Source organism: Aeromicrobium sp. YIM 150415 (assembly GCF_016918125.1).
In the GTDB taxonomy this organism is placed as follows: domain Bacteria; phylum Actinomycetota; class Actinomycetes; order Propionibacteriales; family Nocardioidaceae; genus Aeromicrobium; species Aeromicrobium piscarium.
In genome coordinates this window covers 175078-185406 of the sequence record NZ_JAERWM010000022.1, presented here as the reverse complement: position 1 = coordinate 185406, position 10329 = coordinate 175078, and the positions used below count along the sequence as shown (strand labels likewise).

The 10329-nt window shown below is 68.9% G+C and carries 13 protein-coding genes; 11 read left to right on the top strand and 2 right to left on the bottom strand.

All coding sequences use genetic code 11. From position 1 onward, the window contains the following. Nucleotides 1–61 precede the first annotated feature (61 nt). Nucleotides 62–535 carry a thioredoxin-dependent thiol peroxidase gene (gene bcp, locus JL108_RS14690; protein WP_205198966.1) on the bottom strand — a complete coding sequence of 158 codons (474 nt, stop codon included), beginning with the start codon at nucleotides 533–535 and terminating at the stop codon, nucleotides 62–64. Between the two features lie 17 nt (nucleotides 536–552). Between bcp and JL108_RS14685 the strand changes: the two genes are divergently transcribed. The 11 genes from JL108_RS14685 (at nucleotide 553) to JL108_RS14635 (ending at nucleotide 9123) form a co-directional block, all read left to right on the top strand. Beyond that, nucleotides 553–831, top strand: a complete 279-nt coding sequence (locus tag JL108_RS14685) for a DUF3618 domain-containing protein (RefSeq protein ID WP_143913284.1) — start codon at nucleotides 553–555, stop codon at nucleotides 829–831. 2 nt (nucleotides 832–833) lie between these two features. Beyond that, nucleotides 834–1157 (top strand): co-chaperone GroES, encoded by a 324-nt coding sequence (locus JL108_RS14680; protein ID WP_205198965.1) that lies wholly within the window; start codon nucleotides 834–836, stop codon nucleotides 1155–1157. Continuing rightward, a complete protein-coding gene (locus tag JL108_RS14675; protein ID WP_143913286.1) occupies nucleotides 1154–2263 on the top strand; it encodes an aromatic acid exporter family protein in 1110 nt (369 codons plus the stop codon). Before JL108_RS14680 ends, JL108_RS14675 begins: the two co-directional genes overlap by 4 nt. 45 nt (nucleotides 2264–2308) lie before the next feature. Further along, complete coding sequence (locus JL108_RS14670; RefSeq protein WP_205198964.1) at nucleotides 2309–2797, top strand: helix-turn-helix transcriptional regulator; 489 nt, start codon at nucleotides 2309–2311, stop codon at nucleotides 2795–2797. Continuing rightward, the gene (locus tag JL108_RS14665; RefSeq protein ID WP_205198963.1) at nucleotides 2794–3864 is read left to right on the top strand and encodes a serine hydrolase; all 1071 of its coding nucleotides are present in this window, start codon (nucleotides 2794–2796) and stop codon (nucleotides 3862–3864) included. The genes JL108_RS14670 and JL108_RS14665 overlap by 4 nt, the downstream gene beginning before the upstream one ends. Continuing rightward, the gene (locus tag JL108_RS14660) at nucleotides 3861–4220 is read left to right on the top strand and encodes a hypothetical protein (RefSeq protein ID WP_205198962.1); all 360 of its coding nucleotides are present in this window, start codon (nucleotides 3861–3863) and stop codon (nucleotides 4218–4220) included. Before JL108_RS14665 ends, JL108_RS14660 begins: the two co-directional genes overlap by 4 nt. A gap of 278 nt (nucleotides 4221–4498) precedes the next feature. After that, entirely contained in the window at nucleotides 4499–4774 is a 276-nt protein-coding gene (locus JL108_RS14655) for a hypothetical protein (protein ID WP_143913290.1), read from the top strand. Between the two features lie 74 nt (nucleotides 4775–4848). Beyond that, nucleotides 4849–6258 (top strand): ethanolamine ammonia-lyase subunit EutB, encoded by a 1410-nt coding sequence (locus JL108_RS14650; RefSeq protein WP_205198961.1) that lies wholly within the window; start codon nucleotides 4849–4851, stop codon nucleotides 6256–6258. After that, nucleotides 6255–6980, top strand: coding sequence for an ethanolamine ammonia-lyase subunit EutC (gene eutC / locus JL108_RS14645; RefSeq protein ID WP_307837278.1), 726 nt, complete (start codon nucleotides 6255–6257; stop codon nucleotides 6978–6980). The genes JL108_RS14650 and eutC overlap by 4 nt, the downstream gene beginning before the upstream one ends. A 29-nt stretch (nucleotides 6981–7009) precedes the next feature. Next, nucleotides 7010–7930: an ABC transporter ATP-binding protein gene (locus JL108_RS14640; RefSeq protein WP_205198960.1), complete on the top strand. Its 921-nt coding sequence runs from the start codon at nucleotides 7010–7012 to the stop codon at nucleotides 7928–7930. After that, nucleotides 7927–9123, top strand: coding sequence for an ABC transporter permease (locus JL108_RS14635; RefSeq protein WP_205198959.1), 1197 nt, complete (start codon nucleotides 7927–7929; stop codon nucleotides 9121–9123). Before JL108_RS14640 ends, JL108_RS14635 begins: the two co-directional genes overlap by 4 nt. A 326-nt stretch (nucleotides 9124–9449) precedes the next feature. On the opposite strand, the gene JL108_RS14630 is transcribed toward JL108_RS14635, so the two are convergent. Next, complete coding sequence (locus tag JL108_RS14630) at nucleotides 9450–10325, bottom strand: CoA ester lyase (RefSeq protein WP_205198958.1); 876 nt, start codon at nucleotides 10323–10325, stop codon at nucleotides 9450–9452. Nucleotides 10326–10329: the final 4 nt, after the last annotated feature.

The following is a 10329-nucleotide window of genomic DNA, read 5'->3' as shown; positions in this document are numbered from 1 at the left end:
CACCACTCGGCGGAATGGGAGGTCGGGGAGCGAGGCGGGGGACCGGGGTCGGCGGGCGAGGTCAGTCGGTGAGGCCGAGGTCGCGGCGCAGCTTGGCCACGTGACCGGTGGCCTTGACGTTGTACTGGGCGAGCTCGACCGTGCCGTCGGCGTCGATCACGAAGGTCGAGCGGATGACGCCCTCGACGACCTTGCCGTACAGCTTCTTCTCGCCGAACGCGCCGTACTCGGTGAGCACCGTCTTGTCCGGGTCCGAGAGCAGCGTGATCGTCAGGCCGTCGCGCTCACGGAACTTCGCCAGCTTCTCGGGCTTGTCCGGGGAGATGCCGAGCACCTCGAAGCCCTCGGAGCGCAGCCGGTCGATGGAGTCGCTGAAGTCACACGCCTGCTTGGTGCATCCCGGAGTCATCGCGGCGGGGTAGAAGTACACGATCACGCGACGACCACGCAGCGACGAGAGTGTGACCTCCTCGCCGGTGTCGGACGGGAGGGTGAAGTCGGGTGCGGTGTCACCGGGCTGCAGACGGGTACTCATGGGCACTATCCTGACTCATGACTGATGGACCGAACGAGAGGCATGACGTGTCCGAGGCCAGCCCCGACCAGCTCGTCGACGAGATCGAGGACATCCGGATCCGACTCGCCGGCACGATCGACGAACTCATCGACCGGTCCAATCCGAAGAACGTCGCGCGCCGCCAGCTCGACAAGGTGAAGGCCCGTTTCGTAACGCCGGACGGGTCGGTGCGCGTCGAGAACGTGGTGCCGGTCGTGGCGATCACGGTGGCGGTCGTCGGCGGCATCGTCGTGGTCCGTCGACTGCTGAGCTGACGATGCCCGACGCCAAGCTTCCCATCCGGATGCTGCACGATCGGCTGCTCGTCGCCCTCGACAACGAGGCCGGCGACAGGCGTTCCTCGGGCGGCATCGTCATCCCGGCCACCGCGGCGATGGGTCGCCGGCTGGCGTGGGCTCGTGTCGAGGCCGCCGGATCCCAGGTGCGGGCCGTCGAGGTCGGCGATCGGGTGCTCTTCGATCCGGAGGACCGCGGCGAGGTCGAACTGCGTGGGGAGAGCTTCGTGCTCTTGCGCGAGCGGGACCTGCACGCTGTCGCGGCCGAGCGGCTCGATGAGGGGCAGACTGGACTCTACTTGTGAGAGAGGTGCCGTTCCGGCGCCTGCGGATGCCCCGCCCGCAGACGACCTTCGCCGATCGGGTCCGGTCGTTGCGGCATCAGTGGCGGTTCATCCTGCAGGTCAGCGTGGCCACCGGCGGGGCGTTCGCCTTCGCCACGCATGTACTCGGACACCAGCAGGCCTTCTTCGCGCCGATCGCGGCGGTCCTGGCCATCATGGCCGGACCCGGCCTGCGCGCGCGAGTCACTTTCGAGATCGTCATGGGCGTCGCCGTCGGCGTACTCGTCGGGGAGCTCCTGATCCTCGGCATCGGGCGAGGGCCGTGGCAGATCACCCTGGTCGCGGCGCTGATGGTCGTCATCTCGACCTTGGTCGGCATCAAGGGCATGGCGATGACCCAGGCCATCAACTCCGGAGTCCTGCTGGCGGCGGTGGTTCCCCTGCCGGGGGCGACCGATCCCGCCCTGACCCGATTCCTGGACTCGCTGGTGGGCGGACTCCTCGGGTTCGCGATGGTGCTGCTCGTGCCGCGCAACCCGGTGCGCGATATCGACGGCGATGTCCAGAAGCTGCTGCGGCGTCTCGGCGGCGTGCTCAGCCGGATCGCTCAGGCGCTGCGCACGGATGACCCGTCGCTGGCCGATCTCGCGCTGGAGGAGGCTCGCGCGACACAGGGCCTGATCGACTCGGTGTCGGAGACCGCGTCGAATGTCGCGGAGATCGCCCGGATGTCGCCGATGCGCTGGCGTCAACGCGGCGATGTGGCCCGCTACGCCGCCTCGGTCACCGATCTCGACAATGCGATGCGCGATGCACGGGTCCTGGCGCGACGGGTCGCGGCGATGCTGCGTCACCACGAGACCGCCCCGCCGGGCCTCGACGATGCCGTCGACCGGCTCGTGGTGGCTGTCGGGACCTTCTCCGATGACCTCGCCCAGGACGCGGACTTCGAGAACGCCCGCGAGGACCTGGTCGAGGCCACCCGCATCGCGATGGCCTCGCTGCCGGAGATCATCACGGTCAACACGGCCTCGATCGTGGCGCAGATCCGGTCGCTGTCGGCCGATCTGATGCTGGCGAGCGGTGCCAACCGGTCCGATCTCGACCGGCGCCTCGATGTCGACTGACGTATTGGATTTGTGAGAATTACGTAATTACGTCATTCTTGAAGAATGACCTATGAGGAACGCCTGGCCGCGGTCGAACGGCGGCTGGACGAGCTGGAGGCGGGACACGCGGCCTCCCCGGCGCCGTCGAGCGGTGACTTCTGGGTGCTCGACGGATTGCGGCCGGCGGCCGAGGGCAATGAGGGCGTCGTGCTCTGGGCCGGCACCGTGCGGACCGCCGACGGGCCCGTCGACTGGCAGATGGGCCGGATGGCCGATGAGCTGCTGCACGCCGACGACCTCGACGCCGTGGCCGATCGGCTCGCGGCGCTCGGCCACCCGGTGCGCCTGGCGCTCCTGCTCGCGGTCATCCGGGGCACCACCAAGGTCACGGACCTCGCCGAGCATCTCCAGCTCGCCTCGACCGGGCAGGTCTACCACCACATCAAGGCGCTCAGTGCCGGAGGCTGGTTGCGTCAGGCGACGCGCGGCCATGTCGCGGTACCGCCCGAGCGTGTCGTTCCCGTTCTCGTCGCCATGGGAGTCACGACATGAGACGAAGCGTCGTCGTCACGATCGTCACCGCCGCTGCCGTGGGCCTGGTCCTCGGAGCCTGGCTGCGTCCGGGCGCAGGGTCCATCGGGACCGGCAGTCCCACGCACGGGGATGAGGGTCTGGCGCGGGACGTCACCGAGAGGCTGCCATCGACGGGGGTCCACGCCCTGTCGGTCGCCGTCGTCACGCCGGAGGGCGAACACACGGCGACGATCGGCGCGCCGTTGGACGGCACCTTCGAGATCGGGTCGATCACCAAGGCGATCACCGGCATGGTCTATGCGGACATGGTCGAGCGCGGGGAGGTCGGGCCCGGCACCACGCTCGGCGAGCTGCTCGACATCGGCGACGTCCCCGCAGCCGATATCACCCTCGAGGAGCTCGCGCAGCAGCGCTCGGGACTCCCGCGCCTCGCCGGCGGCGCCGGCATGTTCGTGCGCGCGGCGGTCTCGTCCCTGCTCGCGCGCAATCCCTACCACGACACCGCGGAGGAGACGACCGCCGCGCTCGCCGAGGTCGAGGTCGGTGAGAAGGAGCCGCTGTACTCCAACTTCGGCTTCGCGGTGCTCGGCCACGCGCTGGCCGCAGCGGCGGAGACCACCTATCCCGAGCTGGTGCGCGAGCGCATCGCCGAGCCGCTGGACCTGGGGTCGCTCGCGGTGCCGCCCTCCTCGGACGAGTTGGGCCCCGATGCCGTCCAGGGCCGCGACGCCGCGGGACGAGCGCAGGAGGCATGGGCGGACTCCGGGTCGGCGCCCGCCGGCGGGCTCCGCGCGAGTGCCGCGGACATGGCCCGCTTGGCGACCGCGATCCTCGACGGACAGGCCCCGGGCATGGCGGCCCTCGACCCGGTCGCCGACTTCGGCGGCGGGCAGCGCATCGGCGCCGCCTGGATCACCGAGGAGATCGGAGGACGGACCGTCACCTGGCACAACGGGGCGACGGGCGGCTTCCGCAGTTGGATCGGTGTCGACCGCGACCGAGGAACGGCCGCCTATATCTCCGGTGCCACCACCGCCGATCTCGATGCGATCGGTCTCGCGCTGCTACGGGAGGCTGGCCGGTGACCACTGTCATCGTCGTGGCCCTGAGCCTGTGGTTGATCATCGAGGTGGTGTCGGTGATCAGTGCGGGCCTCGGTGCGCCGCACGCTCCGTCGCGGATACGGCTCGCCGTCGTCGCCGTGGAGGCCGTCATGGTGGTCGTGGTGACGCGGGCACTCGTCCCCTGGAACCACCTCACCCAGTGGATCTGGGTCGTCGCCGTCGCCGGTGCGACCGTGGGCGTGGCGCTGGCGGTCGTCCGCTGGCCTCAGCTCCCGGCGGTCCAGTCCGGTGTCAGCACCACGAGGACGGCGGCGTCGGCCATCCAGCTGGTCGTGCTCGCCGGTATCGGTGTGCTGGTGGCTTCGACATTCCGGTGATCCTGCTCGACATCGTCGTGCGACATCCGATAGTGTTCGGGAGTTCGCACGGCGCGGACGTACGGATCGAATCGACGGAGGTGAACCCCATGGCGACGTTCTTCACGAACACCGCGGCCCGTAGCCGCCGCTTCGTCACGGCTCACCGCGCCGAGAGATCCGCCTGTCAACGCCCCTGATCAGCCCTCGCTGATCGAGCGTCATCACAGCCTCTCCGGCCTGGCCGGGGAGGCTTTTTCATTGTCATCCACCCATTTACGCAGAAAGGAGGCGCGCACATGATCACCCTGAACGACACCGACCAGATGCCCGCAACGAACGATTCTCCCTTACTCGACTCCCTCTCGACTCCGGCGACGCCGGCCACCTCGGCCGCTCGCCACGAGATCCGAGGGGAGGTGAATGCGATGAAGTTCCGGGAACGTCGACGCCGTGAGCGCGACCTCGCCGAGCGTGAGCTGGATCGAGAGATCGTCATGGAGGCGGTGCGCCGCAGCCGGACCGTCCAGCGGTCGGTGTACGAGCAGATCTACCGTGCGCGGTTGATGCGCTGAGGTGAACGACCTCATATCGGCCGGGGGCCGGCGTTTTACCTGACCGTAAAGCGCCGGCCCTAGGCTGGTGCGCCATGTCTCGATATCGGCAGACCCTCGCAGATCACACCTACGAGTTCGATGGACTGGCGGAGGTGATGGCCAAGGCCACTCCGCTGCGCTCGGGTGACGTGCTCGCGGGGTGCGCCGCGCACACCGATGCGGAGCGCGTCGCGGCACAGTGGATCCTGGCCGATATCCCGCTGCGCACCTTCCTGACCGAGCACCTCATCGATCCCGAGGTCGACGAGGTCTCGCGGCTGATCCTCGACGCGCACGATGCGATCGCCTTCGCCGAGATCAGCACTCTCACGGTCGGCGGACTGCGGGACTGGCTGCTGGAATGCGTGACGAGGTCCGACGCCGCGCGGCTGCGGACGGTCGGACCGGGCCTGTCGGCCGAGATGGTCGCGGCGGTCAGCAAACTCATGCGCAACCAGGATCTGATCGCGGTGGCCCGCGCCTGCGAGGTCACCAGCCGCTTCCGCACGACCATCGGACAACCGGGCCGGCTGGCGACGCGGCTGCAACCCAATCATCCGACCGATGACCCGCGAGGGGTCAGCGCCGCGATCCTCGATGGCCTGCTGCTCGGTGCCGGTGACGCGGTCATCGGTATCAATCCGGCCTCGGACTCTGCCCGGGCGACCGGGGATCTGCTGCGCCTCGTCGACGAGATCCGCACACGCTATGAGATCCCCACCCAGTCCTGCGTGCTCAGCCATGTGACGACGACGATCGAGCTGTGCGAGGCGGGCGCGCCGGTCGACCTCGTCTTCCAGTCCATCGCCGGAAGTCAGGCCGCGAACGAGGGATTCGGGGTGAACCTGGCAGTCCTCCAGGAAGGTATGGAGGCTGGCCGCTCGCTCGGCCGGGGCACCATCGGCGATCAGGTGATGTACTTCGAGACCGGCCAGGGGTCCGCCCTCAGCGCCGACGCCCATCGCGGCATCGGTGGCGTGCCGATCGATCAGCAGACCCTGGAGGTCCGTGCTTATGCCGTGGCTCGTGCCTTCGATCCGTTCCTGGTCAACACCGTGGTCGGATTCATCGGACCGGAGTACCTCTATGACGGGAAGCAGATCATGCGTGCCGGCCTGGAGGATCACTTCTGCGCGAAGCTCATGGGGCTGCCCATGGGCATCGATGTCTGCTACACCAATCACGCCGAGGCCGACCAAGACGACATGGATTCGCTGCTGACCCTGCTGGGCGTCGCCGGAGCGGCCTTCGTCATCGCGGTTCCGGGAGCCGATGACGTCATGCTGGGCTATCAGAGCCTGTCCTTCCACGACGTCCTCTACGCGCGGCGGACACTCGGGCTGCGGCCCGCTCCGGAGTTCGAACAGTGGCTGGTCCGGCAGGGGATGTCCGATGCCGACGGCAGGGTCCAGCCGCTGGACATCGACCGCTCGGCGCTGCGCGGGCTGGGGGTGAGCGCGTGAGCACCTGGGACCGGATGAGGGCGGTCACCCCATCGCGTGTCGGACAGCCGCGGGTCGGCGAGACCGTCAGGATCGACGAGGTGCTGCGCTTCCGCGCCGCGCACGCCGCCGCTCGTGACGCCATCCACCTGCCCCTGGACGCTGACACCCTCGCCGAGCAGATCGGTGCCCTGGGCCAGGACGTCGCCGGCGTGGTGGAGAGCCGGGTGACCGACCGCGCCGAGTTCCTCCGACGCCCGGACCTGGGACGAGAGCCGCGTACGGTGGTCGATATTCCGGCCGACACCGGGGCCGATATCGGCATCGTGGTCGCGGACGGACTGTCGACCACGGCGGTGGCAGCGCACGCGGCACCCATGATCGGTGCGCTCAAGGAGGTGTTCGACGGCCGGCTCGTCATCGCGCCCGTGGTGATCGCGCGCAACGCGCGGATCGCGATCGGCGATGCGATCGGCGACCACCTCGGTGTGACGACGGTGCTCGTGCTCGTCGGGGAGCGGCCAGGTCTGTCGGTCGACGACAGCCTGGGTGTCTACCTGACCCACCGTCCGCGTCCCGGCCGGCGTGACAGCGACCGCAACTGCGTCTCGAACATCCACCCGCCCGGGGGACTCGAGTACCGCGCCGCCGCTCGGACCCTGGCGGCGCTCGTGGACGGTGCTCGCACGCTCGGCGCATCCGGTGTGCGTCTCAAAGACGGCTCGACGTCCCTGTCCTGCTGAAGGCCAGCGTGAGCGATAGCCTGTCAGGCATGCCCAGACTCGACGTCGATTCGCTGTCCAAGTCCTATGGCACGGTGCAGGCCCTGACCGACACCACCTTCTCGGTCGACCCGGGGGAGGTCTTCGGTTTCGTCGGCTCCAATGGATCGGGCAAGACCACCACCATGCGCATCATCCTGGGCGTCCTGACCGCCGATGGTGGCGAGGTGCGCTGGGACGGACAGCCGGTCGACCCCGCGGTGCGCCGCCGGATCGGGTACATGCCCGAGGAGCGCGGCCTGTACCCGAAGATGAAGGTCGGCGACCAGCTCACCTATCTCGCCCGGCTCTACGGACTCAGCAGCGCGGACGCCAAGGACGCGATGACCCGGTGGACCGAACGACTCGGGGTCGCCGAACGGACGGGGGACGAGGTCCAGAAGCTCTCCCTCGGCAATCAGCAGCGCGTGCAGCTCGCCGCGGCGCTGACCCACTCCCCGGACCTCCTCGTCCTCGATGAGCCCTTCTCCGGGCTCGACCCGGTGGCGGTCGAGGTCATGAGCGAGGTCCTGAACGAGGAGTCGGCACGTGGAGCGCCGGTGCTGTTCTCCTCGCACCAGCTCGATCTCGTGGAACGCCTGTGCGACCGGGTCGGCATCATCAAGAACGGTCGCATGGTGGCCGTCGGGACCCTCGATGAGCTGCGGCGCACCGACAAGCCGCAGTGGATCGTCGACGGACCGCCCGATGACGGCTGGCTCTCGGGTGTCGAGCGGGCGCGGCTGGTGTCACGCGAGGACACCCGCTCCCTCGTGGAAGTCGACGCCGAGGGAGACGAGCAGGCGGTGCTGGAGGCGGCGCTGCGCGCGGGGCACGTGCGCGAGTTCAGTCCCTCGCGCCCGTCACTGGCAGATCTGTACCGGCACGTCGTCAGCACCGAGGACTCCGAGGACGAGGGAGGGGACCGATGAAGCAGTCGGCCTGGTCGATGATCGCGCTCGTCGCGAGCCGCGAGATCCGCACCCGTATCTACTCCAAGGTGTTCGTGCTGACCTCGGGGCTGTTCGTCCTCGCGATCGTCGGCGGTGGCGCCTTCTTCCACTTCTTCGCACCGGACGGTCAGAACGAGCAGACCGTCGGAGTGACGAGCGAGGTCGCGGCGATCGCCCCCACGCTGGAGACGGTCGGCGACGGCATGGATGCCAGCATCACCACCCGGGAGGTGAGCCGCGACGACGGTGAGTCGCAGGTGGCCGATGGCGACCTCGACGCGCTGATCGACGGCCCGCTCCCGAATGTGGAGGTGGTCGTCGACGACGAGCTCGATTCGACGTTGCGCACCGTCATCACCACCGTCGTGCAGCAGGAGGCGCTGGGCGAGCAGATCAGCGCGCTCGGCGGGGATCCCGCCGAGGTCGCCCAGCAGGTGGCGGGAGCCGAACCCGACGTGATCTCCCTCGACGGCGGCGAGGACCGCGATCCGGCGCAGATCATCGCCGGTTTCGTCTCGGGCATCCTCATCTTCATCGCCCTGATGGGCGGCGGCCAGCGGGTCGCGCAGGGGGTCGTGGAGGAGAAGGCCAGCCGTGTGGTCGAGCTGCTGCTGGCGACGATGCGTCCCTGGCAGCTGATGGCCGGCAAGGTGCTCGGCAATATCGTCGTCGGAGTGCTGGAAGTGGGCATCATCGCCGCGGCGGCGGTGGGCACCGCGTGGGGCTTCGACCTGCTCGACACCAGCTCGCTCGCCGTGGGCACGGTCGCCCTCTGGGTGCTGGTGTGGTTCCTCGTGGGCTTCGTGATGTACGCGCTGGTGCTGGCGAGCCTCGCGGCCCTGGTGTCGCGCCAGGAGGATGTCGGCTCGGTGATCTCGCCGGTCATCGGCATCATGATGGTGCCGTACGTCATCGGCGTCTCGATCGCCCCCTGGGATCCGGAGAGCACGCTGGTGGAGGTGCTGTCCTATATCCCGTTCTGCTCGCCGTTCATCATGCCGATCCGCATCGCGCTGGGCACGGCCTCGACGCCCGAGGTGTTGCTCTCGATCGGTTTCTCGGTAGTGCTGATCCCGTTGCTGATCTGGCTCGCCGGGCGGATCTACTCCGGTGCCATCCTGCGCACCGGCGCCCGGGTCTCCCTCCGGCAGGCCCTCAAGTCCGACACCTGAGCCATCCCACCCCTCGGCGGGGGAACGAGGGAGCGTATCGAGACCGCGTCAGGTGGGGTGATCTCGATACGTCACGGGCTCGCTGCGCTCGCCGTGCCTACTCGATCACCGGTCCCCAGCCTCGGTGGTCGAGTGCGAGGGAGCGTATCGAGGTCACGTCAGGCGGGGTGATCTCGATACGTCACGGGCTCGCTGTGCTCGCTGTGCCTACTCGATCACCGATCCCCACCTTCGGTGGTCGAGTAGCCAAAGGTCGCTCAGCGACCGACGCGTATCGAGGCCATGTCAGGTTGAGGTGATCTCGATAGGCGCGAGCCCGCCCGGCCTCAGCGGGCGGTGAGGGCGTCGTGGAAGGCGAGGATGCGGCGCGCGTCGCGGATGTGCAGTTCCTCGACCATCTTGCCGTTGTAGGTGACGACACCCTTGCCCGCGGCCTTGGCCTCGTCGAAGGTCTCGATCATCTCGCTGGCGCGGGTGACATCCTCCTCCGAGGGCGAGAAGGCCAGGTTGGCCGGCTCGACCTGGCTGGGGTGGATGAGGGTCTTACCGTCGAAGCCCATCTCGCGTCCTTGGCGTGCCTCGGCGTCGAAGCCCTCGGCGTCCTTGACGTCGTTGTAGACGCCGTCGACGATCATCTTGCCCGCCGCGCGGACCGCCAGCAGCGTCCACGAGAGAGCCGTGAGCACGAGCGGGTTGCGGCCGGGGACATGCAGGCCGAAGGTCTCGTTGACGATGTCATTGGTGCCCATGACGATGACGGTCAGGCGCTCGTGGGCTGCGGCGATCTCCTCGGCGTGCAGTAGCGCGACGGGGGTCTCGATCATCGCCCACAGCTGAGTCGCCGCGGGCGCGCCCGCGGCATCCATCGCCGCCACGAGCGAGCGGACCTGCTCGGCGGACTCGACCTTGGGCACGAGGATCGCGTCCGGCCCGGCCTCCGCCGCGGCGCGGATGTCGTCGTCGTGCCACTGGGTGCCGATCGAGTTGACGCGGATCGCCAGCTCACGGTGTCCGTACTCGCCGGAGCGGGCGGCCGCGCACACGTTCTCGCGGCCCTGCTCCTTGGCATCGGGGGAGACGGAGTCCTCCAGGTCGAGGATCAGCGCATCGGCGTCGATCGTCTTGGCCTTCTCCAGGGCGCGCTCGTTGGCGCCGGGCATGTAGAGGACGGAGCGGCGCGGGCGCAGGGTGGTGTCGGTCATCTCG